The 25,585-nt window shown below is 72.9% G+C and carries 24 protein-coding genes; 5 read left to right on the forward strand and 19 right to left on the reverse strand.

What is annotated here, in order from left to right; translation table 11 throughout:
• Positions 1-130: 130 nt before the first annotated feature.
• Positions 131-2,725, reverse strand: coding sequence for a CHAT domain-containing protein (locus tag HN031_RS00005; RefSeq protein ID WP_172264564.1), 2,595 nt, complete (start codon positions 2,723-2,725; stop codon positions 131-133).
• An 82-nt stretch (positions 2,726-2,807) separates the two neighbouring features.
• Here HN031_RS00005 and HN031_RS00010 point away from each other — a divergent pair, with 82 nt between their 5' ends.
• A complete protein-coding gene (locus HN031_RS00010; protein WP_172264567.1) occupies positions 2,808-4,088 on the forward strand; it encodes a S8/S53 family peptidase in 1,281 nt (426 codons plus the stop codon).
• Positions 4,089-4,112: 24 nt separating this feature from the next.
• Here HN031_RS00010 and HN031_RS00015 read toward each other — a convergent pair whose 3' ends face one another.
• The 6 genes from HN031_RS00015 to dxr all read right to left on the reverse strand — a co-directional run bounded on the left by HN031_RS00015 (position 4,113) and on the right by dxr (position 9,844).
• Positions 4,113-4,571 (reverse strand): hypothetical protein, encoded by a 459-nt coding sequence (locus HN031_RS00015; RefSeq protein WP_172264570.1) that lies wholly within the window; start codon positions 4,569-4,571, stop codon positions 4,113-4,115.
• Positions 4,568-5,161, reverse strand: a complete 594-nt coding sequence (locus HN031_RS00020; RefSeq protein ID WP_216651950.1) for an RNA polymerase sigma factor — start codon at positions 5,159-5,161, stop codon at positions 4,568-4,570. The genes HN031_RS00015 and HN031_RS00020 overlap by 4 nt, the downstream gene beginning before the upstream one ends.
• A gap of 74 nt (positions 5,162-5,235) precedes the next feature.
• A complete protein-coding gene (locus HN031_RS00025) occupies positions 5,236-6,087 on the reverse strand; it encodes a GNAT family N-acetyltransferase (RefSeq protein WP_172264576.1) in 852 nt (283 codons plus the stop codon).
• Between the two features lie 82 nt (positions 6,088-6,169).
• Positions 6,170-7,333 (reverse strand): flavodoxin-dependent (E)-4-hydroxy-3-methylbut-2-enyl-diphosphate synthase, encoded by a 1,164-nt coding sequence (gene ispG / locus HN031_RS00030; protein ID WP_172264579.1) that lies wholly within the window; start codon positions 7,331-7,333, stop codon positions 6,170-6,172.
• Between the two features lie 58 nt (positions 7,334-7,391).
• Positions 7,392-8,738 (reverse strand): site-2 protease family protein, encoded by a 1,347-nt coding sequence (locus HN031_RS00035; RefSeq protein WP_172264581.1) that lies wholly within the window; start codon positions 8,736-8,738, stop codon positions 7,392-7,394.
• A 17-nt stretch (positions 8,739-8,755) separates the two neighbouring features.
• Complete coding sequence (dxr, locus tag HN031_RS00040) at positions 8,756-9,844, reverse strand: 1-deoxy-D-xylulose-5-phosphate reductoisomerase (RefSeq protein WP_322922034.1); 1,089 nt, start codon at positions 9,842-9,844, stop codon at positions 8,756-8,758.
• Between the two features lie 32 nt (positions 9,845-9,876).
• On the opposite strand from dxr, the gene HN031_RS00045 reads away from it, so the two are divergent.
• On the forward strand, positions 9,877-10,932 hold the full coding sequence (locus HN031_RS00045) for a tetratricopeptide repeat protein (protein WP_172264586.1): 1,056 nt from the start codon (positions 9,877-9,879) through the stop codon (positions 10,930-10,932).
• Between the two features lie 22 nt (positions 10,933-10,954).
• Positions 10,955-12,214: an AAA family ATPase gene (locus HN031_RS00050; protein WP_172264589.1), complete on the forward strand. Its 1,260-nt coding sequence runs from the start codon at positions 10,955-10,957 to the stop codon at positions 12,212-12,214.
• On the opposite strand, the gene HN031_RS00055 is transcribed toward HN031_RS00050, so the two are convergent.
• Both HN031_RS00055 and HN031_RS00060 read right to left on the reverse strand, forming a co-directional pair.
• Positions 12,211-12,816, reverse strand: a complete 606-nt coding sequence (locus HN031_RS00055; RefSeq protein WP_172264592.1) for an AMP-binding protein — start codon at positions 12,814-12,816, stop codon at positions 12,211-12,213. The two genes, HN031_RS00050 and HN031_RS00055, sit on opposite strands and share 4 nt — an antisense overlap.
• Before the next feature lie 4 nt (positions 12,817-12,820).
• The gene (locus tag HN031_RS00060; protein WP_172264595.1) at positions 12,821-14,260 is read right to left on the reverse strand and encodes a M1 family metallopeptidase; all 1,440 of its coding nucleotides are present in this window, start codon (positions 14,258-14,260) and stop codon (positions 12,821-12,823) included.
• Between the two features lie 178 nt (positions 14,261-14,438).
• Here HN031_RS00060 and HN031_RS00065 point away from each other — a divergent pair, with 178 nt between their 5' ends.
• On the forward strand, positions 14,439-15,332 hold the full coding sequence (locus tag HN031_RS00065; RefSeq protein ID WP_172264598.1) for a serine protein kinase RIO: 894 nt from the start codon (positions 14,439-14,441) through the stop codon (positions 15,330-15,332).
• A gap of 163 nt (positions 15,333-15,495) precedes the next feature.
• Positions 15,496-16,614: an LOG family protein gene (locus HN031_RS00070; RefSeq protein ID WP_172264601.1), complete on the forward strand. Its 1,119-nt coding sequence runs from the start codon at positions 15,496-15,498 to the stop codon at positions 16,612-16,614.
• Here HN031_RS00070 and HN031_RS00075 read toward each other — a convergent pair.
• From HN031_RS00075 to rpsB, 10 genes are all read right to left on the reverse strand, one after another.
• On the reverse strand, positions 16,592-17,824 hold the full coding sequence (locus HN031_RS00075; RefSeq protein ID WP_172264604.1) for a glycosyltransferase family 1 protein: 1,233 nt from the start codon (positions 17,822-17,824) through the stop codon (positions 16,592-16,594). The two genes, HN031_RS00070 and HN031_RS00075, sit on opposite strands and share 23 nt — an antisense overlap.
• Positions 17,825-18,046: 222 nt before the next feature.
• Positions 18,047-19,183 carry a 23S rRNA (adenine(2503)-C(2))-methyltransferase RlmN gene (rlmN, locus tag HN031_RS00080; protein ID WP_172264607.1) on the reverse strand — a complete coding sequence of 379 codons (1,137 nt, stop codon included), beginning with the start codon at positions 19,181-19,183 and terminating at the stop codon, positions 18,047-18,049.
• A 46-nt stretch (positions 19,184-19,229) separates the two neighbouring features.
• Positions 19,230-19,577, reverse strand: coding sequence for a hypothetical protein (locus HN031_RS00085; protein ID WP_216651952.1), 348 nt, complete (start codon positions 19,575-19,577; stop codon positions 19,230-19,232).
• Between the two features lie 85 nt (positions 19,578-19,662).
• Entirely contained in the window at positions 19,663-20,175 is a 513-nt protein-coding gene (locus HN031_RS00090) for a histidine phosphatase family protein (protein WP_172264610.1), read from the reverse strand.
• Positions 20,172-20,987, reverse strand: a complete 816-nt coding sequence (locus tag HN031_RS00095; RefSeq protein WP_172264613.1) for a sugar nucleotide-binding protein — start codon at positions 20,985-20,987, stop codon at positions 20,172-20,174. Before HN031_RS00095 ends, HN031_RS00090 begins: the two co-directional genes overlap by 4 nt.
• On the reverse strand, positions 20,987-21,886 hold the full coding sequence (locus HN031_RS00100; protein ID WP_172264616.1) for a phosphatidate cytidylyltransferase: 900 nt from the start codon (positions 21,884-21,886) through the stop codon (positions 20,987-20,989). The genes HN031_RS00095 and HN031_RS00100 overlap by 1 nt, the downstream gene beginning before the upstream one ends.
• Positions 21,887-21,896: 10 nt before the next feature.
• Positions 21,897-22,451 carry a ribosome recycling factor gene (gene frr / locus HN031_RS00105; RefSeq protein ID WP_322425673.1) on the reverse strand — a complete coding sequence of 185 codons (555 nt, stop codon included), beginning with the start codon at positions 22,449-22,451 and terminating at the stop codon, positions 21,897-21,899.
• Positions 22,452-22,491: 40 nt separating this feature from the next.
• Positions 22,492-23,220 carry a UMP kinase gene (pyrH, locus tag HN031_RS00110; RefSeq protein ID WP_172264622.1) on the reverse strand — a complete coding sequence of 243 codons (729 nt, stop codon included), beginning with the start codon at positions 23,218-23,220 and terminating at the stop codon, positions 22,492-22,494.
• A 133-nt stretch (positions 23,221-23,353) separates the two neighbouring features.
• Positions 23,354-24,166, reverse strand: a complete 813-nt coding sequence (tsf, locus tag HN031_RS00115; RefSeq protein WP_172264625.1) for a translation elongation factor Ts — start codon at positions 24,164-24,166, stop codon at positions 23,354-23,356.
• Between the two features lie 76 nt (positions 24,167-24,242).
• Positions 24,243-25,310: a 30S ribosomal protein S2 gene (rpsB, locus tag HN031_RS00120; RefSeq protein WP_172264628.1), complete on the reverse strand. Its 1,068-nt coding sequence runs from the start codon at positions 25,308-25,310 to the stop codon at positions 24,243-24,245.
• Between the last annotated feature and the right edge of the window lie 275 nt (positions 25,311-25,585).

Consider the following 25,585-nt stretch of genomic DNA (forward strand, 5'->3'; position numbering starts at 1 on the left):
CCCGCCCACCCGATCCCGATGGTGGCGGCACATCGCAGCCGAACACGGCCGTCGCGTGCGATGTGCCGCCACCCCCGCCCGCCCGTGCGCGATGTGCCGCCACCACCAACCGGGGCCGGGGCGCGCGCCCTCAGATGCCGAGGACCGTGAACGAGGCGGCGGTCGCCGTCAGCACGGGGTCGCCGGCCGCCGCCTCGCGGGCGGCGAGCATCGCGTCGCCCAGGCCGCCGCTCTGCCGCAGCCTCGCGTGCAGCGCGACCATCACATCGACCGTGGCCGCGTCGTCGACCTCGGCGAGGCTGGAGACCACGCCGGCCGTCCCCATCGAGAGCAGGGCGGCCGCCAGCCCCAGCAGCTCCTGGTCGCCGACGGGGGCCATGACGCCGGACTCGCAGGCCGAGAGCACCACCCGGTGCGGAGGTCGGTGGAGGCGCTGGAGGTCGTGCACGAGCAGCGGACCGTCGGCGAGCGTGAGCGAGGAGAACAGCGGGCTGTCCTCACGGAAGTGTCCGTGCGCCGCCACGTGCGCCAGCGCCGCGCCGTCGAGCGCGGCGAGGGACGCCGCCACCGTGGCCGCGTCACCGTCGATCACCTCGGCACCCGGGTCCTGGGCGGCGACGGCGGGCACCTCGGCGCCACCACTGCCGAGGCCGGGCCCGACGAGCATCACCCGACGGTCCCGATCGGCGGGTGCAGCGGTGCGCGCGCGCAGCCACAGCCGCGCCGACGGGGTGCTCGTGACGGGCCGGTGCGCCAACGACGGGAGCAGCCCCCAGGGCACGCCCTGCAAGGCACTCGTGCCGGACACGACGACCCGGGCGTCCCCCGCCCGGCCGAGGGCGGGACCGAGGAGGGCCTGCTGCAGCCGGGCACCGGCCACGTCCAGCTGGGCCCGGCGCCCCCGGGCGGCCTGGCGGAGGGTGAAGAGGGCGAAGTCGACGGCCTTCGTGGCGCCGGCGGCGCCACCCACCTCGAGGCGGCGCACACGTCCGCGTCCCGCCACCACGGCGTGCAGGTGACCGCGGATCTCGACGAGCTCGACGAGGACGGCGTCGTCCGCCGCGAGGGCGGCGAGGAGCTCGTCCACGTCGAGCGACGCCCCCGTCTCCCCCGAGCCGCGCGCGTGGAGCAGACGCTGTCGCACCGACTGCTCGAGCCTCGTCGCGCGCGCCTGGAGGCGCTCGGTCGGCTCCCCGGACGCCCGGGCGTCCGCCAGGCGACGGTGCTGGGCGCGCAGCGCCGCGAGGTCCGCGGCGATGTCCGTCTCGGTCCCGGCGTCGGAGCGGGCCGAGGGGACCGTGAGAGCGGTGGCCCGCCAGCGCTCTGACCACCGGAGCAGGCGACGGGCCCCACCCGCGGCGAGCGCGGTGCGTGTGCCGAGCTCCGCGAGCTCCGCGCCGTGGGCGGAGGAGAACGCCCGCAGCTCCTGGCTCCCGAGGCTGGCGCGGTGCTCGTCGAGCGCCGTCAGCCCGCGCTCGCACGCCCGGAGGACCCCGCCGAGGTCACGTCCGGCGTCGCGGCGCTGTGCCAGGGCGAGCCAGCCGAGGGCCCGGGTCGTGGCGGTGGCCGCGTTGCGGAACCGCGACGCCTCGTCCAACCAGCGGCCCGCGAGTCCTGCAGCGCGCGGCGATCGTGACCGAGCGGCCAGCTCGGCGCCCAGCACCAGCGCCTGGGGCAGCTCGGGGGCCCCGGACCCACGTGCCACGTCGATGAGGACCTCGACGCGGTGGAGCAACCGACCCGGTCGGTCGGCCGACCCTGCCCGTGCTGTGAGGGCGAGCAGCTCGGCGGTCACCCAGGGCTGCAGCCTCCCCTGCGCGCGGAGCAGGCCGCGGGCCTCGTCCGCCGCCGACCGGGCACGAGCGTGGTCCCTCGCCTCGAGCGCGGCGCCGGCCAGCGCCAGCAGGAGGTCGGCCCGCTCGACCGCGAGCAGGGGGCGGGCGACGATTGCACGCTCGACGACGTCGAGGGCATCGGCGGCAAGGCCTCCGGCGAGGTAGGCGGCGCACCGGTCGTAGACCAGCTCGGTGTTGGTCTGGCCCACCGCCTCGAAGCGGGCGTGGGCGTCGGCATAGAGCTCGAAGGCACGGGGAAGGTCGCCCTGCAGGTAGGCCAGCCAACCCTGGTTGTGCACTCCCACGGCGACGGCCCCCGGCTGGCCCAGCGCCTCGTGGAGCTGGATGGACCGGTCGAACGCGCGGCGGGCCGCGGCGAGGTCGCCCAGACCGATGCTCGTCCATCCGACCAGGTTGAGTGCCCGGGCCTGCCACACGTCGTCGCCCGACCCGTCCAGCAGGGCGAGCGCCCGCCGGAGGTCGGCCGCCCCCTCCTCGAGCTGGGCGAAGTAGTAGGCGCGGACCCGGGCACGTCGGACGAGCACCCGGGCCAGCGGAACACCGCCCAGCCCGGCAGCGGCCAGGTCGAGCTGCGCCAGGCCCTCACGGGTGCGGCCGGCGTGGACCAGGGAGCCGCCGAGGGTCGCCCGCACGTCGGCCTCGCGCTCGGCGTCCACGCGCCGCGCGAGCCTCAGTGCCTCGCGGATGTGGGCCAGGGCCTCGTCGGTCTCGCCCAGGTCGCGCAGCACGATCCCCACCACCTGGTGACCGACCGAGGACACGGCGGGGTCGGGGTCGGGGACCAGGTCGGCCATCGCTGTCGCACGTGCGGCCGCCGGGTCGGCGAAGAGCGTGCGCAGCAGCTCCTCGGCCTCGACCCTGGTCACCATGGTCCGGCCATCCTTGCCGATCCGGCCGCCGAGTTGGCACGAAACCATTCCGGCGGCGACGGCGCGTCGCTAGCGTCGCATCATGAGCGACTGGAAGATCGGCGACGACCGGCGACGACGCAGCACCGACCAGCTCCGCGACCTCCGCGCGGCCAACGACCGACAGGTGGCCTGGGACACCGAGGCACCCGCCGACTTCACCTACCTGTTCCACCCCCACCACGTGCTGGTCGGGGCCGAGGACGCCGGCGACTTCGAGGCCGCCGTGGCGCGCCTCGACAAGGGTGTCCTCGACGAGGCGCCTCGCCGTGACGACGTACGACTGCTCGGGGGCGACCTCGTGCGCTACGTGCTGGCCGAGCGGCCCGGAGGGCAGTCCGTCCCCGACATCCTCGACCTGCTCGAGGATGGCGGCCTCCGACGGGGCGCCGCGTCACCCGACCACTGGGTGCACGTCTCCCCCGGTGGGGGCAGCGGCAGCGCCTGCCCGGCCGTCGAGCCCGAGGAGACCGGGCTCACCGAGCCGTGGCCCCCCGTCGCACCGCAGGAGAAGGGCCACGACGTGCGCGTCGTGGTCGTCGACACCGGCTGGAACCCACCGTCCGGCAACGACCCCCGCACGCCCTGGCTCGACGGGGTCGAGGGCGACGACGAGCTCAACGGTCCTGACCTGCGGCCCTATGCCGGGCACGGCACGTTCATCGCCGGGGTCGTGCGTTGCATCGCCCCCCTCACGACGATCTTCGTCGAGGGCTTCGCCGTCGGCGGCGTGGGCGGCGGCGGCATCCTCGAGTCCGAGATCGTGCGCCGGCTCGAGGAGGCCATCGTCCGCAAGCCGCAGGTGATCAACCTGTCCGCCGGCTGCCGCACCCGCCACGACCTGCCGTCGATCGCCTTCTCGCGGTTCCACCGCAGGCACCTCGAGGGCACGGACTGCGTGCTCGTGGCCGCCGCCGGCAACGACTCGTGGGCGGCACCCTTCTGGCCCGCGGCCTACGACTGGGCCGTCGGCGTGGGATCGCTCGACCGCGACGGACGCGTGTCGGCCTTCTCCAACTACGGCGTCTCCGCCGACGTCTACGCCCTCGGCCGCAACGTGGTCAACGCCTTCCCCGACGGCACCTTCATGTGCCACGAGTCGCCCGACAAGGGCGACGTCCGGGTCTTCAGCACCGGGATGGCCCGGTGGAGCGGGACCTCCTTCGCCGCGCCGATCGTGGCGGGCCTCATCGCCCGCGAGATCAGCGAGACCGGGGCATCGGCCGCAGACGCACGGGACGCGGTCCTGGCGCGTGCGACGTACGACTCCGACCCCCAGGTCGGACCCCACGTCGAGCTTCGCCAGCCCTACCCGGGCCCGTAGCGTCGACGTTGCCGGGCCGAGCCCTCAGAGCTCGACCCAGCGGCTGGTCGCCGACCCGCCCGCGTGGCGCACCGTGAAACGGACCGAACCGGTCGGCTCCGCCGCGATCGCGAGGAACCCCACCTCGTCGAGGGCGGTGGCCCAGCTCTGCCCGTCGGACGTCTCGAGCACGACCTCGACGGCCCCCATGTCGCCGTCGAGGTCGAGCAGCTGACCGCGCACCTGGCCCTCGTCGAGCTCGACCTCGAGCGACCAGCCCTCCCCCGCGGTGAAGTGGAGCATCCGCGACGTGGCGAGCCCCCTCACCTGTGCGGCCGGCTCGTCGCGCGAGTCACGGACCAGGACGAGCATCTCCCACTCGTCGTCGAGGCCGGCGGCGGCCACGGCCGCGATCATGGTCGCCACGAGTCCGGGCGGCGGCGGGTCGTACGTCAGCCACATGTCACGCAGTTCCTCGAGGAGAGCGGCGTCCCCAGTAGTCATCGCTCGCCTCCTCTCTCCAGTGCGGTTCGGACCTTGGCCAGGCAGCGGGCCCGAGTGGGTCCGATGCTCCCGACGGGCATGTCGAGGTCCTGGCTCAAGGATTGGTAGTCGGGTCGGTCCATGAAGGCCACGACCCGCAGCAGCTTGCGGCACCGCTCGTCGACCGATGCCACCGCCTTCCACAGCCGTGATCCCTCGTCGCCGAGCACGGCGAGCGCCTCGGCCGACTCCGCGTCCGGGAGCACGGCGTGCAGCGTCTCGTCCTGCACCGGTGTCGCCCGACGTGCGGTCCGGGCGTGTGCGGCTGCGCCGCGCCTGGCTGAGGTGATCAGCCAGGACGCGACCGCCTTGGGGTCGTCGATGGTCTGGTGCAGGCGTACGAACCCCAGCCAGGTCGCCTGAATCACGTCCTCAGCCGACTGGCGGTCGTGCCCGTAGGCCCTCACCACGTGCCAGAGCACCGGTGTCATCGTGGAGACCAGATCGTCCACCGCGCTGGCGTCCCCCGAACGCCAGGCGATGAACGCCCCACTGGCCAAGTCCCACGGTGACTGGTCGAGCTGCCCCTCAGCTCTTCGGTCCTCTGACATGGTGACCATTGTCCCCATGTCAGTAGAGGAGGGAGCACCCGCCGTGCTGATACACCGCGAGCGAGACTTCTTTCTCAGAACATCAGTGTCGCGAACGTCGCCGTCTGCTCGAAGCCGACGCGGGCGTACGCCGCACGCGCCGGGGCGTTCCACTCGTTGACGTAGAGGGAGACCACCGGCGCGAGGCCGGACTCCAGGACGTGGCTGACCACGGCGGACATGCCCCGCGCGGCGAGGCCCTCGCCCCGGCGGTCCGGACGCACCCACACGCCCTGCACCTGGGCGGCGTACGGCGTCGCGCAGGCGATCTCGGCCTTGAACACCACGCCGTGGTCGTCGAAGCTCGCCAGCGACCAGCCGCGGCCGATGAGCTGCTGGACGCGCGCCCGGTAGAGGTCGCCGCCGCCGGCGTCGTTCTCCGGCGAGACGCCGACCTCCTCGGTGTACATCGCGACGCAGGCCGGGTAGAGGACGTCGAGGTCGCGCTGCGTGGTCAGGCGCACGTCGGGGGCGGGCGCCACGGCCGGCGCCCGGCTGATCTGCAGGTGGGGCTGCTCCGGGCGGACCTCGCGCGGTCGCGACCACCGGGGCTGGATCTCGTCCCACAGCGCGGCGACCACCTCGCTCGGGCCGACGATCGTCCCGACGCTGCTGCGGCGCCGCAGCGCCGCGTCGGCGAAGGCGCCCACGTCGGCGGGCGTGCACTGCACCGGCACCAGGTTGGCGCCGAGGTGGCAGCCGGCGACGAGCTCGCCGTCCTCGAACCGGCCCCAGACCTGGCCGCCGAGCCACCGCTCGTCGAGGTTGGTCAGGCGGGCGCGGTAGTCGGCGAACACGTTGACCACCGGGTCCTGCTCGGCGAGCGCGACGAAGCGGTCCCGGTCTCCCGGGCCCAGCACACGCACCTGCTCGCGGGTCCTCAGCACGCTCCCGAGCCTAGGGCGGTGGAGGGCCGGCCACCAACGTGAGCGCCGACCACCGGTCAGGTCAGGGGTGAGGCGGGGTAGGTCAGCTGACGCTGACGGTCGCCTCGGCGCCCTCGACCGCCTCCATGCCCTCGGCGATGCGCATGGCCTCCTCGATGAGGGTCTCCACGATCTGCGACTCCGGCACGGTCTTGACGACCTCGCCCTTGACGAAGATCTGGCCCTTGCCGTTGCCGGAGGCGACGCCCAGGTCGGCCTCGCGGGCCTCGCCCGGACCGTTGACGACGCAGCCCATCACCGCGACGCGGAGCGGCACCTCGAGGCCGTCGAGCCCCGCGGTGACCTCCTCGGCCAGCTTGTAGACGTCGACCTGCGCGCGACCGCAGGAGGGGCAGGACACGATCTCGAGACGCCGCGGCTTGAGGTTGAGCGACTCCAGGATCTGCAGGCCGACCTTCACCTCCTCGACCGGCGGGGCCGACAGCGAGACCCGGATGGTGTCACCGATGCCCTTGCTGAGCAGGTGGCCGAAGGCGACGGCCGACTTGATGGTGCCCTGGAACGCCGGCCCGGCCTCGGTGACGCCGAGGTGCAGCGGCCAGTCGCCGGCCTCGGCGAGGAGCTCGTAGGCGCGCACCATGACGACCGGGTCGTTGTGCTTGACCGAGATCTTGAAGTCGTGGAAATCGTGCTCCTCGAAGAGGCTGGCCTCCCACACGGCCGACTCGACGAGCGCCTCGGGCGTCGCCTTGCCGTACTTGTCGAGGATCCGCTTGTCGAGCGAGCCGGCGTTGACGCCGATGCGGATGGAGGTGCCGCGGTCCTTGGCAGCGCGCGCGATCTCCTTGACCTGGTCGTCGAACTTGCGGATGTTGCCGGGGTTGACCCGGACGGCGGCGCAGCCGGCGTCGATGGCCGCGAAGACGTACTTGGGCTGGAAGTGGATGTCGGCGATCACCGGGATCTGCGAGTGCTGCGCGATCTCGGGCAGCGCGTCGGCGTCGTCCTGGCTCGGGCAGGCCACCCGGACGATGTCGCAGCCGGTGGCGGTGAGCTCGGCGATCTGCTGGAGGGTGGCGTTGACGTCGGAGGTCAGCGTGGTCGTCATCGACTGGACCGAGATCGGCGACTCGCTGCCGACACCCACGGAGCCCACCTTGATCTGGCGGGTCTGGCGGCGGGGCGCCAGGACGGGGGGCGGCAGGGCGGGCATGCCGAGCGAGACGGACGGGCTGACAGCGGTCATGGCGCCAGTCTAGGTCGGCGGACCTCCTCGCCCCGACTCGGCGGACCCGGGACCCGGGTCAGCTCAGGTGCAGCGGCACGACGATGTCGGCCACGATCAGGACCACGCCCATCACGAGCATGGCGAGCCCGACGACGTAGGCCACCGGCAGCAGCTTGGCGACGTCGACGTGCCCGGGGTCCGGCCGGCCGCGGAGGCGTGCGACGCCGCGCTTGAGGCCTTCGTAGAGGGCCCCGGCGATGTGGCCGCCGTCGAGCGGGAGCAGCGGCACGAAGTTGAACATGCCGATGAAGAAGTTGAAGCTCGCGATGAGGAACAGCAGCGTCACGAGCTTGTCGGTGAGCGGGAACGCCTCGTTGGAGGCGGCCTCGCCGGCGAACCGGCCGCCGCCCACGATCGAGACGGGGCTGTCGGCGGCGCGCTCCTCGAGCCCGACGATCGCGCGGCCCACCTCGTAGACCTTGACCGGGAGCTGGCCGAGGGCCTGGACCGTCTCGACGGTCATCGTCCCCATCTGCTCGGTCGTGTAGAGCAGGCCACCGGTCCGCAGGCTCGTCTCCGGCTGGACGCCGAGGAAGCCGACCTCGGTGAGGGTGTCGTCCTCGAGCGAGGTCTGGCGCAGGGTCACCGTGGTGTTGGTCGTGAGGGTCAGCATCGTGTCACTGCGCCGCACCTCGATGACGGCGTTGCCGTCGGCGTTGTCGCGGATCGCCGCCTGGAGGCTGTCCCAGTCGCTGAACCGGGTGCCGTTGAAGCTGACGATCTCGTCGCCGGGCCGGATCCCGGCCTCCTTCGCGGGCGTGACCGGGTCGTCGGCGGTGCAGTCGCGCGGCAGCTCCTCGACCGGGATGACGCACGCGGGCACGGCGGCGACGGTGGGCTCGACGACCTCGTCGCGGGGGTTGCCGTAGGTCGCGAAGAGCACCGCGAAGATCGAGAACGCGATGGCGATGTTGACCATCGGCCCGCCCGCCATCACGATCACCTTCTTCCACCAGGTGAGCCGGTAGAACAGCCGGTCGGTGTCGTGCTGCTTGACGTACTCCCACTCCGCGGCGCGCGCGTCGGAGATGAGCTGGGTGAACATGCCGGTGTTGGAGCGGCGCACCTTGTGCACCGGCTCGCCGTCCTCGTCGTAGGTCGTCTCCTCGACGAGGCCCTCGGCACCCGGGGGCAGCATCCCGACGATCTTGACGTAGCCGCCGAGCGGGATCGCCTTGATGCCGTACTCGGTCTCACCGATCTGCCGGCTCCACACGGTCGGGCCGAAGCCGATGAACCACTGCGGCACCTTGCACCCGAACTTCTTCGCCGGGATGAGGTGACCGAACTCGTGCAGCCCGATGGAGACCAGGATGGCCACCACGAAGGTGACGACACCCAGGGTATAGAGGATCGGGGTCACGAGGGTTCCTTGTCAGGTCAGGCAGGCGCGATGACGGCGGTGGCGCGCTCCCGCGCCCACGCGTCGGCCGCGAGGACGTCGTCCACCGTCAGGTTCTCCGACGAGCGTACGTCGTGGGCGGCGAGGACGTCGGCAACCGTGGGGATGATGTCGACGAAGCGGAGGCGCCCGGCGCGGAACGCCTCGACGCAGGCCTCGTTGGCGGCGTTGTAGACCGCCGGCGCGGTGCCGCCCTGCTCCCCCGCCGCCCGCGCGAGGGAGACGGCCGGGAAGGCGTCGTCGTCGAGCGGGAGGAACTCCCACGTGCCGGGGGTGGTCCAGTCGAAGGCGGGCGCCGCGTCGGGCACCCGGTCGGGCCAGGCGAGGCCGAGCGCGATGGGGATCATCATGGTCGGCGGGCTGGCCTGGAGGATCGTGGAGCCGTCGACGAACTCGACCATCGAGTGGACGTCGCTGGTGGGGTGCACCACCACGTCGATCCGGTCGAAGGGGATGTCGAAGAGCAGGTGTGCCTCGATGACCTCCAGGCCCTTGTTGACCAGGGTGGCGGAGTTGATGGTGATGACCGGTCCCATCGACCAGGTGGGGTGCTGGAGCGCCTCGTCGACGGTGACGGTGGCGAGGTCCTCGCGGGTGCGGCCGCGGAAGGGTCCGCCGGACGCGGTCAGCACGAGGCGTCGTACCTCCGCGCGGGTGCCGGAGCGCAGGCACTGGGCCAGCGCGGAGTGCTCGGAGTCGACCGGCACGATCTGGCCCGGCTGCGCCCGGCCGGTGACCAGGGCACCGCCCATGATGAGCGACTCCTTGTTGGCCAGCGCGAGGGTGTTGCCGGCGTCGAGGGCGGCCAGGGTGGGCCGCAGGCCGACAGCGCCGGTGATGCCGTTGAGCACGACGTCGCACTCCCGGGCCGCGGCCTCCGTCGACGCCTCCTCGCCCAGGCCGGACCAGGCGGGGGCGAACTCCGCCACCTGGGCGTCGAAGAGCTCGCGGTTCGAGCCGCCGGCGGTGAGCGCGACGACGCGGAAGCGGTCGGGGTGGGCGCGGACGAGCTCGAGGGCCTGGGTGCCGATCGACCCGGTCGAGCCGAGGATCACGATGTCGCGCACAGTCACCGCCCCAGTTTGTCAGGATGGGCGCCGTGACCGAGGACTGGCAGGCACTCATGCGTGCCGAGACGCTGCTCGACCTGCGCCGCGACGCCGAGGCCGAGCAGCGCTTCCGCGACGTCCTCGCCGCCGACCCGGAGTCGGTCCCCGCCCTGCTGGGGCTCGGTCGCGCCCTCAACCGCCAGGACCGGCACGAGGAGGCCGAGCGGGCGGTCCGCAGCGCGCTGGCGCTCGCGCCGGAGCACGCGGCGGGCTACCACCAGCTCACCGACGTCCTCTGCGACCGCCGCGACGGCGCCGGCGCGCTGAGTGCCGCCGAGAGCGGCCTGGCGCTCGCGCCGCACGCCTTCACCTCGCACTACCAGCACGCCCGCGCCCTGCTGAGCCAGCGGCGACCGCGGGTCCGCGACGCGTACGACGCCGCGGTGCGGGCCGTGGGGCTCGCTCCGCACAGTCCCGACGCCCACAACCTCGTCGGCCTGTGCCTCGACGGCCTCGGCGACCACGCCGGCGCGCAGGCCGCCTTCCGCAACGCGCTGGCCCTCGACCCGCTGCACACGATGGCGCAGAACAACCTCGCCGCGACCGAGCTCGACCGCGGCCGGCTCCGCCGCGCGGCCGGCCTGCTGCGCTCGGCGGTCGGCAACGACCCGCAGGAGAAGCAGCTGCACCAGAACCTCGACGTCGTGCTCCTGCTGCTCGTCCGGCGCGTGGTGTGGTCCCTGTGCGGGGTGGCGATCGTGCTCGGCGTGCTGCTGGTGACGGAGGCGCCCTGGTGGGCCCGAGCGCTGAGCGGCACGGCCTACGTCGCCGTGCTCGCCACGCTGCTGCACCGGGTCCGCGTCCAGCTCCCGCGCGGCGTGAGCCGCTGGGGCCGGGGCATCTGGGGCCGGACGCGGTGGCAGGGGCGCTACCTCATCGGCCTGCTGGTGCTCCTGTCCGTCGCGGTGCTGCTGCTGGCCTTCGCCCCCTACCCGGTGGCGGCCGGAGCCGGGCTCGTGCTCGGCGGCATCCTGCGGGTGCTCGGCGTGCTGTGCGTCATCGGCTGGATCGGCGCCGCCGCGGTCAACCTCGCGCGCGGTCGGTGACGGCCCTCCTAGGGTGGGCGCCGTGGACGAGCGACTGATCGACAGCCTGGCGGCCGCGGTGCGCTCCGCCCCGGACGACCTCACCCTCCGGCTGCACCTCGCCGGGCTGCTCGTCGACGCCGGGCGCGGCGGCGAGGCCGTCGAGCACGTCGCGACCGTCCTGGCCACCGAGCCCACGTCGGCGCGGGCCCGCGAGCTGATGGCTCAGGCCGTGGCTCCCCCGTCGGCGCCCGCGCCCGCCGACCAGGCTCCCGCCGACGCGCCCACCGACGCTCCCACTGACGCGCCCACTGACGTGCCCCCTGCGGGTGCGCCGACCGACTTCGACTGGCGTGCCGCCGAGTCCGACCTCGGCGACCCGGTCGGACCGATGTTCGTCGACGGCGCCACCGAGGACCCCGGCCCGGCCGCGTTCGACGCCGAGCGGGTCGGCGTACGGCTCGCGGACGTGGGCGGGCTCACCGAGGTCAAGAAGCGCCTCGAGGCCGGCTTCCTCGCGCCGCTGCGCAACCCGGAGCTGCGCCGGCTCTACGGCAAGTCGCTGCGAGGTGGCCTGCTGCTCTACGGCCCGCCGGGGTGCGGCAAGACCTTCCTCGCCAAGGCCGTCGCCGGGGAGCTCGGCGCCTCCTTCATCCACGTCTCGCTGGCCGACGTGCTCGACATGTACGTCGGGCAGAGCGAGCGCAACGTCAAGGAGCTCTTCGAGGTCGCCCGGACCTCCGCGCCGTGCGTGCTGTTCCTCGACGAGCTCGACGCCATCGGGCAGAAGCGCTCCCTGTCGCGCAACAGCGGCGCGCGCACCACCGTCAACCAGCTCCTGACCGAGCTCGACGGTGTCGGCTCGGACAACGAGGGCGTCTTCGTGCTCGCGGCCACCAACCACCCGTGGGACGTCGACCCGGCGCTGCGCCGCCCCGGTCGCCTCGACCGCACGCTGCTGGTGCTGCCGCCCGACCGCGAGGCGCGGGAGGCGATCCTGCGCACCCACCTGCGCGACCGGCCGGTCGAGCGCATCGACACGCGCAGGCTGGCCAGGGCGACCGACGGCTTCAGCGGCGCCGACCTCGCCCACCTGTGCGAGTCGGCGTCGGAGAACGCGCTGATGGAGTCCGTCGGCTCGGGGCAGGTCCGGATGATCGGGATGGCCGACTTCGACCAGGCCCTGTCCGAGGTCCGCCCCTCGATCGGGCCGTGGTTGGAGACCGCGCGCAACGTGGCGCTCTACGCCAACGCCTCGGGCGAGTACGACGACCTGGCGAAGTGGCTGCGCAAGCAGCGCTAGCCCGCCTGCTCCTCCGGCGCGCCGAACGACCAGATCCCCACCCCGCCGACCTCCACCAGCGTGGCGCCGGCGGTGACCGGCACCTTCTGGTCGTCCGACGCGCCGAGCGCGGCGCGCACGGTCAGCACGTCGTCGCGGTGCCGCGCGAGCACGGCGTCGCCGGGCACGTCGGCGCAGGGCGCCGGGTCCGTGCGGCCCGCGCGCATCGCGACGTCCCAGGGGACGTCCTCGCCGTCGACCGTGAGGACCACGCCGGCGTCGGTGGAGCCGAGCCGCACCCGGCCCTCGGCGCCGGGCGAGTCGTCGTACGCCGCCTCGGCGCCGACGCGTGCCACGGCCAGCGCCACCAGCACCCCCTCCTCGGGAGGCAGCGAGCCGAGCACCACCCGGTCACCGATCCCGACGCCGAAGGCGCGCAGCACGCCGGCGCAGGCGGCCACCTCGGTGAGCAGCCAGGCGAAGGTCCGCTCCTTGCCGGCGAGCGTCAGGGCGACGTCATCGGCGCGACCACGGATCACGTGGATGTCGAGGGCGTTGTAGCAGGCGTTGAGGGTGCCGGGGTCGCCGTCGGCGGGCGCCCGGAACCAGGTGACGTCGGCCATCGGGTCAGGCCAGCCCGTTGTCCGCCGTCTCGGCCGGCCGCGACGGGGTGCGCAGCCAGGCGTCGAAGAAGCCGGTGAGGTCCTGCCCGCTGACCCGCGCGGCCACCTCCTCGAACTCGGCGGACGAGCCGTTGCCGCCGCGCTGCTCGCTGATCCAGGTGCGCAGCACCCGCCAGAACGCCTCGTCGCCGACGCGGTTGCGCAGGGCCTGCAGGGTCATCGCGCCGCGGCCGTAGACGGCCCCGTCGAAGACGCGCTCGGCGCCCGGGTCGCCGATGGTGAGCTTCCAGAAGTCGGAGGAGCCGTCGACGTCGGTGTAGTAGTCGCGCAGGGTCGCAGCGGCCGAGCGACCGCCGTGGTTCTCGGTCCAGCGCCACTCCATGAACGTCGCGAACCCCTCGTTGAGCCAGATGTCGCGCCAGTGCTGGACGGCGATGTCGTCGCCGAACCACTGGTGGGCGAGCTCGTGCACCACGAGGCTGGTGTAGCCGGCGCCCACCGAGGGGTAGGTCGGCCGGGTCTGGTTCTCCAGGGCGAAGCCCGGGTCGAGCGACGTCGTGATGCCGCCGACCACCGAGAACGGGTAGTCGCCGAGGTCCTCCTCGAGTCCGGCGACGACCTCCGGGGTCTTCTTCATCAGCCGCATGCTGGCGTCGTGCTCGGCGTCGCTGAGGCCCTTCGAGACCGCCACGAGCCACGGCAGTCCGCGGTGCCTGCCCTTGGCGATGGTGAAGTCGCCGGCGGCGAAGAAGGCGAGGTAGGGCACCATCGGCTCGTCGGCGCGCCAGTGCCACGTCGTGGAGGTGCGGCCGACCTTCCTGCCCTTGAGCTCGCCGTTGGAGATCACCTCGCGACCGTTGGGCACGCGCACCTTGACGTCGACGACCGCCTTGTCGAGCGGGTGGTCGTTGGCGGGGAACCACCACGGGGCCATGTGCGGCTCGTTCATCGTGACGACCTCGCGCCGGCTCGCGAGCCAGTTGTCCTCGCCGGCGTAGGAGTGCCTGCCGGGGCGGTCGGCGTACGACACGACGACGGTGTGCTCGGTGCCGGCGGCCAGCGGTCGCTTCGGCGTGATCCGGAGCTCGTGCCCGCCGCCGGTCCTGGCGACGTCGGCCTTCGCGCCGTCGACGGTCACCTTCGACACCTTCAGCAGGAAGTCGAGGGAGAAGCTCCTGAGCTCGGCCAGGGCGGTGAGCTCGACGCGGGTGCGACCGCTCAGCCGCCTGTCCTCGAGCGAGTAGCGGTTGTCGATGGCGTAGGACGACACGTCGATGCCGCCGTTGCCGTCGAGCGGCCAGTAGGGGTCGCCGATCCCCGACGCGCCGTCGACCGGGGCGTCCGCCCGCACTCCGGCCGTGGCGGTGGCGCTGGCCAGCCCGACGGTCATGGCGCCGGCGAGGACGACGGCGAGCAGGGGTCGAGGGATCGGTCGTGTGGTCACCCTCCGAACCTAGCCCACTCCGTAATTCGGGTGCGGACCGCCGACGGCTGCGCCAGACTGGTCGGCGTACGCCCCGGCGACGACCCGCGTCGCCCGTGTTGTGAGAGGAGCCGTGACATGTCCATCACTGTCCTCGGCCTGCCCGCCGACCACCTCTCTCACGCACGGAGCACCCACCTTGACGCACGCATTCCCGGAGGACTTCCTCCGCACTGACGACCGTTCGCCCACCGAGGGCATCGACGAGTCGTTCGTCTTCTCGTTCCACACCTACGCCGACGAGCTCGGCGAGGGTCAGCGCTGGTCCCGCTGGGAGGACCTCGAGGCCCTCATGCGGGGCCCCGAGCCGCGCCCCGACTGGGTCGTGACCTCCAGCGGCGCCATCGACGCCGACCTGGGCATCCTCAAGACCGGCAAGGAGGCCGACGTCTTCCTGCTGGAGCGCGGCGACCCGCACCGGCCCGAGGACGCGGTCGTGATGGCCGCGAAGCGCTACCGCGACACCGACCACCGCACCTTCCACCGTGCAGCCGCCTACACCGAGGGCCGCTCCATGAAGCGCTCCCGGGACGAGCGCGCCCTCAAGCGCAAGTCGACCTGGGGCCGCCAGGTCGCCGCGGGCGAGTGGGCGATCTCGGAGTGGAACGCCCTGCGGCGGTGCTGGGAGCTCGGCCTCCCGGTCCCCTACCCGGTCCAGATCGACGACACCGAGATCCTGATGGAGTGGATCACCCACACCGTCGACGGCGAGGTCGAGACCGCGCCCCGGGTGGCCCAGGTCCGCCCCGAGCGGACCGTGGTCGAGGGCTACTACGAGCAGCTCCGCGACGCGCTGATGACGCTCGTCCAGGCCGGGCTCGTGCACGGGGACCTGTCTCCCTACAACACCCTCGCCGCCGGTGAGCGGCTGGTCATCATCGACCTGCCGCAGATGGTGGATCTCGTCGGCAACCCGCGCGGGATGGACTTCCTGCTGCGCGACTGCGCCAACATGTGCGCCTGGTTCCGCTCCCGCGGGCTCGAGGTCGACCAGCAGGAGCTGTTCGGGGAGCTGATGGCCCACGCCTTCTGAGCGGGGGTCGTCGGGTGGGTCCTCGGGTTTCGGGTTTCCCCGCACAGGCGGGGAAACCCGAACTTCTGGGGGCGTGCACACCCCCAGAAGTTCGCAACACGCTCGGCAAGTCCGCCTTGAGTCTCTCAGGGACTCACGCCTGAGAGCGCATAGGTTGGGGCGCGTGCTGCACTCCCGTGGACGCGTCCTCGACGTCACTTCCCTCGACGACCTCGACCGCCGCCTGGCCGAGGGCGTGCGGTCGCTGGCCGGCTGGCGAGTGCTGCGCCTCGACCTCACCGAGCGCGGCCCCGCCCTGCTCAAGCGGTCGCTGGCGCAGTCGCTGTTCCTCGGCTGCGAGTTCGCCGAGGGCGAGGACGACGCCGTACGTCGCGCCGGCGGGGTGGTGCTGCACGCGATCCCCGACGTCCCGGTCGACCCCTACCGGGCGGGCCTCTACTCCCCCGCCGAGCTCTACGACGCACCCCGCTACGAGGACACCCTCGACGCCCGGGCGTACGCCTGGTCCCGGCGCGGTGCCGGCCCCGAGGACGCGCTCGCCATGGCGCTGCACGACCACCACGTCGACGCCGCCCTCGGCGAGTGGGTCGCCGGACGGGAGGTCGTCGGCGTCATGGGCGGTCACGCGCTCGAGCGCGGAAGCGAGGCGTACGCCGACGCGGCACGGCTGGGCCACGCCCTGGCCGCGCGGCTGACGGTCGCCACGGGCGGCGGACCCGGAGCGATGGAGGCCGCCAACCTCGGCGCGTTCGTGCCGGGGGACGGATCGGGTCAGGAGTCCGCCGCGCTCGACGCCGCGCTGGCGGCGGTCGCGCAGGTGCCGTCCTTCCGACCCGACATCGGCGCCTGGGCCCGGGTGGCGCTGGACGTCGTCGAGGCGACGGCCGGCGGGCGGGAGTCGCTCGGCATCCCGACCTGGCACTACGGCCACGAGCCGCCGAACCCCTTCGCCACGGCGATCGCGAAGTTCTTCCGCAACGCCCCGCGCGAGGCGCTGCTGCTCGAGGTCTGCACGGCCGGCATCGTGTTCCTGCCGGGAGCGGGCGGCACGGTGCAGGAGGTCTTCCAGGACGCCTGCGAGAACTACTACGCCGACCGGACCTCCGTGGCGCCCATGGTGCTGGTCGGCCGCCGCCACTGGACCGAGGACCTCCCCGTGTGGCCGCTGCTGCAGGCGCTGGCGCGCGGACGGTCGATGGAGCCCCACGTGCACCTCGTCGACAGCGTCGAGGAGGCCGTGGCGGTGGTCGTGGCGGAGGTCAGCCGGCGCGTCGGCGGCTGAGCGCCGGGGCCGCGCCCACCTCGCGGTAGTGGCTGACCAGCAGCTCGTTGACCGCCTGCCACGTCCGCCCGCGGACGCTGGCGCGCGCCGCACGTGACATCCGCAGCCGCAGCACGGGCTGGGTGACGAGCCGCTCGACGTGCGCCGCCAGCTCCTCGGCGTCGCCCGGCTCGTAGAGGAAGCCCGCGACGGTGTCGTCGACGACGTCGACCGGGCCACCGGCACGCGGGGCCACCACCGGGACGCCGCTGGCGAGCGCCTCCTGGGCGGACTGGCAGTAGGTCTCGTGACGGCCGGTGTGCACGAAGACGTCGAGGGTCGCGTAGGCCCGGGCCAGCTCCTCGCCGTGCAGGACGCCGAGGAAGGCGGCGTCCGGGAGCAGCGCCCGGAGGCGGCCCTCCTCCGGCCCGCCGCCCACCAGGACGAGGCGTACACCGGGGAGCCGGTCGACCTGCGCCAGGAGCTCGAGCTCCTTCTCGGGCGCCAGCCGGCCGACGTACCCCACGAGCAGCTCGCCAGCCGGCGCGAGCGCGGCGTGCAGGTCCTCGTCGCGCCGGGCCGGGTCGAAGAGGACCTGGTCGACGCCCCGCGGCCACCGCGCCACGGCGTCCACACCGAGGCGGGCCAGCTGGTCGATGCTCGCCGTCGACGGCGCGAGGGTGCGGTCGACGCCGAGGTGGATCCGGCGGGTGAGCGACTCCATGGCGCGCGCGCCGCCGGGGACGGCGTACCGGTCGGCGAACCCCACGAGGTCGGTCTGGTAGATCGCGACGGTCGGGATGCCGAGCGACCGCGCGGCGCGCGCCGCCTGGTAGCCGAGCGTCGCCGGCGAGGCGATGTGCACCACGTCGGGGCGGAACCGCTCCATCGCCGCCCCGAGCCGGCGGCGGGTCTCGAGCCCGATCCGGAAGTCGGCGTAGAACGGCAGGTTCGCCCCGCGGGCCCGGGTGACGGGGAACCCGGCGTACGTCGCGGGGCCGGTCGGTGCGATCAGCTCCGCCTCGTGGCCCTCGGCGGCCAGGTGCTCCAGCACCCGGCGCACGGAGTTGGTGACGCCGTTGACCTGGGGCAGGAACGACTCGGTGACGACGAGCACCCGCAGGCGCGGGCCCGGGTCGTGCGGGTGCAGGTCGCGCGGAGTGAAGGTCGGGAGGGTGACGAGGTTGGCCGGGACGGTGCGGCTGCGACGCCGCCTCTCGAGCAGGTCCATGCCCCGGACGCTAGGAAGCGCCTCGCAACGGACGCCCCGATCCGGGAGGACGACACGTGAACGGTCCCCGACGCTCGGGGGTGCGGCGGGGCGGTGTGGCCGAGCTTCGCACCCGAGTTGCGTGCTTCGAGGTGCAGATCTCTACCTGTAGGCACGGCGGTCACCGGATATCCGGGGACCGCCGGGCCAGTCACACCGAGGCCGAGCATGCCCCCGGAGGAGCTACTCCTTGGCGGCCAGCTGGCCGCAGGCGCCGTCGATCTCCCGGCCGCGGGTGTCGCGGACGGTGGTGGGGATGCCCTTGGCCTCGAGCCGGCGGACGAACTCGCGCTCGTCGGCGGGGTCGGACGCGGTCCACTTCGAGCCCTCGATCGGGTTGAGAGGAATCAGGTTGACGTGCACCCAGCCCCAGTCGCCGTACGAGTTCAGGACGTCGCCCAGCAGGTCGGCCCGCTCGGCCTGGTCGTTGATGCCGCGCATCATGGCGTACTCGATCGAGACCCGGCGCTTGGTCTTGGCGGCGTAGTTCCACGCCGCCTCGACGGTCTGGGCGACCGAGAAGCGGGAGTTGATCGGCACCAGCTCGTTGCGCAGCTCGTCGTCGGGCGCGTGGAGGCTGAGCGCCAGCGTGACGGGGATGCCCTCGTCGGCGAGCTGGTTGATCCGCGGCACCAGGCCGACGGTGGACACGGTGACGCCGCGGGCGCTCATGCCGAGGCCGGCGGGCGAGGGGTCGGTGAGGCGGCGCACGGCGCCGATGACGGCCTTGTAGTTGGCCAGCGGCTCGCCCATGCCCATGAACACGACGTTGGAGACGCGGCCCGGTCCGCCGGGGACCTCACCGCGGGCGAGGGAGCGCGCGCCGGCGACGACCTGCTCGACGATCTCGGCGGTCGACATGTTGCGCTGCAGCCCGCCCATGCCGGTCGCGCAGAACGGGCAGGCCATGCCGCAGCCGGCCTGGCTGGAGACGCAGATCGTCGCGCGGTCGGGGTAGCGCATCAGCACCGACTCCACGAGCGCGCCGTCGAAGAGCTTCCACAGGGTCTTGCGGGTGGTGCCCCGGTCGGCCTCCATGGTGCGCAGCGGCGTCATCAGGTGCGGCAGCAGCGCCGCGACGAGCTCGTCGCGCTGGCCCGACGGCAGGTCGGTCATCTCCGCCGGGTCGTCGACGAGGCGGCCGAAGTAGTGGGTGGACAGCTGCTTGGCGCGGAAGCCGGGCAGGCCCATCTCCTCGAGCAGCGCCTTGCGGCCGGCCTCGTCGAGGTCGGCGAGGTGCCGCGGCGGCTTGCGGCGCCCGCGGGGCTCGTCGAAGACGAGCGGCAGGGTCTTGATCGGCTGCTGGGTGGATTCGGACATCTGGACCAGTGTCCCACCCCGGCGGTCGGGGCGACGATTCAGCGGATCAGGCGTCGACCATGAAGTAGAGCACCAGTGAGGCGACACCCAGCACGACCATCGCGGTGACGATCATGCCGACGAACATGAACTGCCCGAAGCGGCGGGTCTTGCGCTTGACCAGCAGGAAGATCGGCAGCGCCAGGAAGACGAGCACGAACGGGAACAGCCGCTCGGCCGTCTCGTAGGGGAACAGCAGCCGCAGGATGCCGGCGAAGGCGCCGGGCAGGGCGGTGACGAACAACATGCCGGCGAAGAAGCCCGTGATCCCGGCGAACGTCGGGTGGCTGGAGTGCCACCACGCGAAGCGCCCCTCCTGCGTCGTCCCGACCTCCTGCACCGGCTGCGTCTCCACGCGCCCAGAGTAGGTGGTCGCGTCCGTCCGGCGCCGGTGGGCACGCGGTGACAGGCAATTCGTGGCACCGGCGCGCGGCGCCGGCTCAGCGGTCGACGGTGATGACGTCGGGCATCCCGAGCCCCGCCCACCGGTCGAGGTCGGGCGGGCGAGCGGTGAGGTCGGCGACGACCAGGGTCCAGGCGGTGCCGTGGCCGACCAGCACCACGTCCTCCTGTCCGTGCACCTCCAGCAGCCGCCGGACCGCGGGGACGACACGGTCCCGGCAGGCGGCGAGCGGCTCCCAGCCGTCGACGGCCGGCTCGTCGGGCCGCTCGAAGGCGCGGCGGACCGCCCCGGCGAAGTCCTCGACCCACTCCCCTCCCCGCTCGTGCTCGCGCAGGTCGGGGAGCACGCCGACCTCGGCGTCGGTGAGCAGCTGCGCCGTCTGGACCGCCTTGGGCTCGGGCGAGGTCAGCCAGGCGGCGCGTCCCGGCAGGCGACCCGAGGCCCGCAGCGCCCAGACGTCGTCGTACGCCGCGGGGTCGAGGTCCCACGCGGACGCGGGCACACCGGGGACGACGAGCGGCCGCCCGTGCCGGACCAGGTGGAGCGTCATCGCGGCCTCGGCGCCAGGAACTCGGACGCGCCGCGGAGCCGGGTGGCGAGGAGGGTCGCGGCGAGCGCCGAGTCGAGGCGTACGTCGATCGGGCCGGGGTCGGCGAGGTCTGCCCGCCGACCCGGGCGGAGCGCGCCGGCGTCGAGGCCGTCGCGGCGGGCGATCAGCCGGCCGAGCTCGAGCCGGCTGGTCGTCTCCCCGCCTCCGACGTGGAGCAGTCCCCGGACGTCGTTGCCGGCGAGCTCGACGAGGGCGGTGGCGAGGTCGTCGACGTGGACCGGGCAGCGGCGCTCGTCCTCGAAGAGGACGCCCTCGGCGCCCGTGGCCAGCGCGCGCACGAGCTGCTCGTGCTTCGAGGCGCCGTCGCCGAGGATGAGGGAGGTGCGGGCGACCACGGCGCCGGGGCAGGCGGCCACGGCGCCGGGGCAGGCGGCCAGCGCCTCGGTCTCGGCGGCGACCTTCGCCCGGCCGTACGACGACACGGGGTCGGTCGGCGCGGCCTCGGTGTAGGGGCGATCGGACCCGCCGAAGACCACGTCGGAGGAGACCAGCACCAGCCGCGCACCCGCGCCGGCGGCGGCACGGGCGACGTGGGCGGCGCCGGTCGCGGTCACCTCCCAGTCGTCCTGCACGTAGGCGGTGTGCACGATCGCCGCGGGGCGGTGCCGCTCCATCAGCGCCCGTACGGCGGCCTCGTCGCGGACGTCGGCGTCCGCCGAGCCGACCGCGACGACGTCGTGCGTGGCCTCGGCCGCTGCCACGACCCGCCGACCGAGGTAGCCGGTGCGGCCGCCGGTGACCAGGATCCGCATCAGAAGACGAGGTAGTAGAGCACCAGCCAGATCGGCGCGACCGTCGCGAGGAGCGAGTCGAGCCGGTCCATGAGGCCGCCGTGGCCGGGGATGACCTGGCTCATGTCCTTGATGCCGAGGTCGCGCTTGATCACGGACTCGCAGAGGTCGCCGAGGGTGGCCATCACGGCGGTGATGACACCGAGGATGACGCCGACCCACCAGTCGCCGCCGAGGAAGGACGTCACCAGCCAGACGCCGACCGCGATGGTGGCGACCATCGACCCGGCGAACCCCTCCCAGGACTTCTTGGGCGAGATCACGCGGGCCATCGGGTGCTTGCCGAACAGCACGCCGGCGACGTAGCCGCCGGTGTCGGAGGCGATCACGATCGCGATGAACGTGATGACGCCGCGCACGCCGTCGTCGTCGACGTCGAAGCCGAACGCCGGGTCGTGACCGCCCTCGGCGAGGAGCAGCGCCACGAAGGAGGCGAGGAAGGGCACGTAGACGAGCGTGAAGACCGATGCGGTGGCGTTCTTGACGTAGCCGTCGACGCCACGCCGCAGCAGCCACAGCATCACGACCAGGGCGGTGACGGCGGTGGCCGTCACGAGCGCCGGCGCCCCCCAGAAGTAGGCGACGACCACCATCACGACGCCGCCCAGCATCAGCGGCTGCTCGGGGAGGTCGATGTCCTTGGCCGACAGCCCGCGGTGCAGCTCCCACACGGCCACCGCCACGGCGACCGCCACGATCCCCATGAACGCGGTCTTCCAGAAGAAGAGCGAGAGCAGGATCGCGCCGACCAGCACCACCGCCGAGCCGACGGCGGCAGGCAGGTCCCGGCCGGCGCGGCCGTGGTCCTTCTGCGGTGGCTGGGGCGTCCCCGGCGCCGGTGGACTGTCAGGAGTCGTCATGGAGGGGCGCTCAGACCTCGAGCAGCTCGGCTTCCTTGTGCTTGAGGAGCTCGTCGATCTTGTCGGTGTGGGTCTTGGTCATGCCCTCGAGGCGCTTCTCGGCCCCGGTGACGTCGTCCTTGCCGACCTCGCCGTCCTTCTCGAGCTTCTCGAGCGCCTGCTTGGCGGTGCGGCGGATGTTGCGGACCGACACCCGGCCGTCCTCGGCCTTGGCCTTGGCGAGCTTGATGAACTCCTTGCGGCGCTCCTCGGTGAGCTCGGGGAAGACGCAGCGCAGCACCTTGCCGTCGTTGGCCGGGTTGACGCCGAGGTCGGAGTCGCGGATGGCCTTCTCGATGGCGCCCATCGCGCCGACGTCGAACGGCTGGATCAAGATGGTGCGGGCGTCCTGGGAGGTGAAGCTCGCCAGCTGCTGCAGCGGGGTCGGGGAGCCGTAGTAGTCGGCCGTGATCTTGGCGAACATCGCCGGGTTGGCCCGGCCGGCGCGGATCGCGGCGAACTCCTCGCGGGTGGCCTCGACGGACTTGTCCATCTTGGCGTCGGCATCGTTCATGACGTCGTTGATCACGGGTTGCTCTCTCTCGTCGTACGTCTCGGTGCGGCGGTCAGGCGGTCGGCTCGGGCGCGCTGCTCACCAGCGTGCCAATCCTCTCACCCCGCACCGCCCGCACGATCGTGCCTGGGGTCGAGAGGTTGAAGAACACCATGTCCATCGCGTTGTCGCGCGCCATCGCGATCCCGGTCGCGTCGGCGACCTTGAGGTCGCGGGCGAGGTACTCGTCATAGGTGAGGTGGTCGAACTTGACCGCGTCGGGGTTCTGCTTGGGATCGGAGTCGTAGACCCCGTCGACGCCCTGCTTGCCCATGAGGATGACCTCGCACCGGGTCTCGAGGGCGCGCTGGGCGGCCACGGTGTCGGTCGAGAAGAACGGCATGCCGGCCCCCGCGCCGAAGATCACGACGCGACCCTTCTCCATGTGCCGGATGGCGCGGCGCGGGATGTAGGGCTCGGCGACCTGGCCCATCGTGATGGCGGTCTGCACGCGGGTCTCGACGCCGTGCTTCTCGATGAAGTCCTGGAGCGCCAGGCAGTTCATCACCGTGCCGAGCATGCCCATGTAGTCGGCGCGGGCCCGCTCCATGCCGCGCTGCTGCAGCTCGGCGCCGCGGAAGAAGTTGCCGCCGCCGACCACGATGGCGATCTGCACGCCCGACTTCGCGACCTCGGCCACCTCGCTCGCCGTGGCGTTGATGACGTCGAGGTCCAGTCCCACCTCGCCCCCGCCGAAGACTTCGCCCGAGAGCTTGAGCAGGACACGGTTGTAGGCCGTCACTGGGATCCCTTCACACGGCTGGGTGGGTCACCGGAAACCTACCGGCCGGCAGGCCCGGGGGTCGAACCCGAGCGACGAGGGGCCGTACGCCACTGGCGTACGGCCCCTCGTCGGTGATCGGGTGGTGCGTGGCTCAGGCGCCGACCTCGAAGCGGGCGAACCGCTTCACGGTCGTGCCGGCCGCGTCGAGGACGGCCTTGACGCTCTTCTTGGACTCGGTGACCGACTCCTGCTCGAGCAGGACGATCTCCTTGTAGAAGCCACCGAGGCGACCCTCGACGATCTTGGCGATCGCCTGCTCGGGCTTGCCCTCCTCGCGGGTCTTCTGCTCGGCGATCGAGCGCTCGGACTCGACGACGTCGGCCGGCACCTCGTCGCGGGTGAGGTACTGCGCCTTCATCGCGGCGATCTGCATCGCGGCGCCGCGGGCGGCGGCCTCGTCACCCTCGAACTCGACCAGCACGCCGACGGCCGGCGGGAGGTCGGCGGCACGCTTGTGCATGTAGGTGACGGTGGTGCCGTCGAAGTAGGCGACCTCGCCCAGCTCGATCTTCTCGCCGATGGTGATGGCCAGGTCCTCCACGACCTCGCCGACGGTCTTGCCGTCCAGCTCGGCGGCCTTGAGGGCGGCGGTGTCGGCGGCCTTGACCTTGTTGGCTACGTCGGCGATCTGCTGGGCCTTCTTGATGAAGTCCTCGTTCTTGGCGACGAAGTCGGTCTCGCTCTTGAGCTCGACCAGGGCGTTGCCGGAGGTGGCGACGAGGCCGGCGGCGGTCTCGCGCTCGGCGCCGCGGGCGGCGGCCTTGGCGGCGCCCTTGACCCGGAGCAGCTCGACGGCCTTGTCGAAGTCGCCGTCCGCCTCGGTCAGCGCCTTCTTGCAGTCCATCATCCCGGCCTGGGTCTGCTCACGGAGCTTCTTGACGTCGGCGGCGGTGAAGTTGGCCATGGTCCTTCTTCCTTCAGGTTCGGTGGGTACGGCGCGGCGGCGCGCAGGTCCTGCGCGCCGCCGCGGTCGGGACGTCTCAGGCGGTGGGCTCGTCGGTCGCCGGCTCGGCGTCCGTGACGGCCGTGGCGGTGTCGACGGAGGCAGCCTCGGCGACGGCGGCGTCGACGTCGGCGGCGACCTCGTCGGCCGACGCGTCGCTGCCGGCGACGGGAGCAGGCGCCTCGTCCGAGGTCGCGGCGTCGGCCGGTGCCTCGACAGCGGCGTCGGCGGCGGCGTCGGCCTGGGGCGCCTCGGCAGCGGCACCGGTGGACTCGGAGGCCGGGGTCTCGGCGGCGGCGTCGCCCGTGGCGGCGGCAGCGGCCTTCTCGGCGTCACCGGCGAGGAGCTCGCGCTCCCACTCGGCGAGGGGCTCCTCGGCACCGACGGTCTCGTCGGCGTCGCCGCCCTTGACGCCCGAACGGGCCATGAGGCCCTCGGCGACGGCGTCCGCGACCACGCGGGTCAGCAGGCCGACCGCGCGGATGGCGTCGTCGTTGCCCGGGATCGGGAAGTCGACGAGGTCGGGGTCGCAGTTGGAGTCGAGGATGCCGATGATCGGGATCCGCAGCTTGCGGGCCTCCTCGACGGCCAGGTGCTCCTTGTTGGTGTCGACGATCCACACGGCCGAGGGGACCTTGGTCATCTCGCGGATGCCGCCGAGGGTCTTCTCGAGCTTGGTGTGCTCCCGCTTCATCTGCAGGAGCTCCTTCTTGGTGCGACCCGAGCCGGCGACCGTCTCGAAGTCGACGTCGTCGAGCTCCTTGAGGCGGTTGATCCGCTGGTGGACGGTCTGGAAGTTGGTGAGCATGCCGCCGAGCCAGCGCTGGTTGACGTAGGGCATGCCGACGCGGGTGGCCTGCTCGGCGATGGCCTCCTGCGCCTGCTTCTTGGTGCCGACGAACATCACGACACCGCCGCGCGCCACGGTCTCCTTGACGAAGGCGAAGGAGCGGTCGATGTAGGACAGCGACTGCTGCAGGTCGATGATGTAGATGCCGTTGCGCTCGGTCATGATGAAGCGCTTCATCTTGGGGTTCCAACGACGGGTCTGGTGACCGAAGTGGACGCCGCTCTCGAGCAGCTGGCGCATGGTGACGACTGCCATGGGTTCTCCTGTGGTGGCGGAGGCGCTGACCGATGTGCCCGACCTTGCGCAGGCCGGACCGGGAGCGTGACTCCTGTTGGTTTCAGTTGCTGCCCCCGGCGGGTGCCGGGTGCCCTGACGCTCACACGCCGGTCCGATCCGCACCGGTGGGGCTGGCGGAACTGAGGACCGACGCCCACGGGCGGTCCGGGACCGAGGAGCATCCCGACGCGGTCTGCGAGCGTGCGAAGTCAGTCCGGGTGGACTGCTCCGCACATCGTAGGCCAGGGACTCAC

It is taken from the genome of Nocardioides sp. zg-1308, from assembly GCF_013155375.1.
Taxonomy (GTDB): Bacteria; Actinomycetota; Actinomycetes; order Propionibacteriales; family Nocardioidaceae; genus Nocardioides; species Nocardioides renjunii.

Excerpts from the sequence above, each read along its gene's own strand:
- HN031_RS00005 (WP_172264564.1), bottom strand. The coding sequence starts at position 2,725 with ATGGTGACCAGGGTCGAGGCCGAGGAGCTGCTGCGCACGCTCTTCGCC.
- HN031_RS00010 (WP_172264567.1), top strand. The coding sequence starts at position 2,808 with ATGAGCGACTGGAAGATCGGCGACGACCGGCGACGACGCAGCACCGAC.
- HN031_RS00015 (WP_172264570.1), bottom strand. The coding sequence starts at position 4,571 with ATGACTACTGGGGACGCCGCTCTCCTCGAGGAACTGCGTGACATGTGG.
- HN031_RS00020 (WP_216651950.1), bottom strand. The coding sequence starts at position 5,161 with ATGTCAGAGGACCGAAGAGCTGAGGGGCAGCTCGACCAGTCACCGTGG.
- ispG (WP_172264579.1), bottom strand. The coding sequence starts at position 7,333 with ATGACCGCTGTCAGCCCGTCCGTCTCGCTCGGCATGCCCGCCCTGCCG.
- HN031_RS00055 (WP_172264592.1), bottom strand. The coding sequence starts at position 12,816 with ATGGCCGACGTCACCTGGTTCCGGGCGCCCGCCGACGGCGACCCCGGC.
- HN031_RS00075 (WP_172264604.1), bottom strand. The coding sequence starts at position 17,824 with ATGGACCTGCTCGAGAGGCGGCGTCGCAGCCGCACCGTCCCGGCCAAC.
- rlmN (WP_172264607.1), bottom strand. The coding sequence starts at position 19,183 with ATGTCCGAATCCACCCAGCAGCCGATCAAGACCCTGCCGCTCGTCTTC.
- HN031_RS00090 (WP_172264610.1), bottom strand. The coding sequence starts at position 20,175 with ATGACGCTCCACCTGGTCCGGCACGGGCGGCCGCTCGTCGTCCCCGGT.
- HN031_RS00095 (WP_172264613.1), bottom strand. The coding sequence starts at position 20,987 with ATGCGGATCCTGGTCACCGGCGGCCGCACCGGCTACCTCGGTCGGCGG.
- HN031_RS00100 (WP_172264616.1), bottom strand. The coding sequence starts at position 21,886 with ATGACGACTCCTGACAGTCCACCGGCGCCGGGGACGCCCCAGCCACCG.
- tsf (WP_172264625.1), bottom strand. The coding sequence starts at position 24,166 with ATGGCCAACTTCACCGCCGCCGACGTCAAGAAGCTCCGTGAGCAGACC.
- rpsB (WP_172264628.1), bottom strand. The coding sequence starts at position 25,310 with ATGGCAGTCGTCACCATGCGCCAGCTGCTCGAGAGCGGCGTCCACTTC.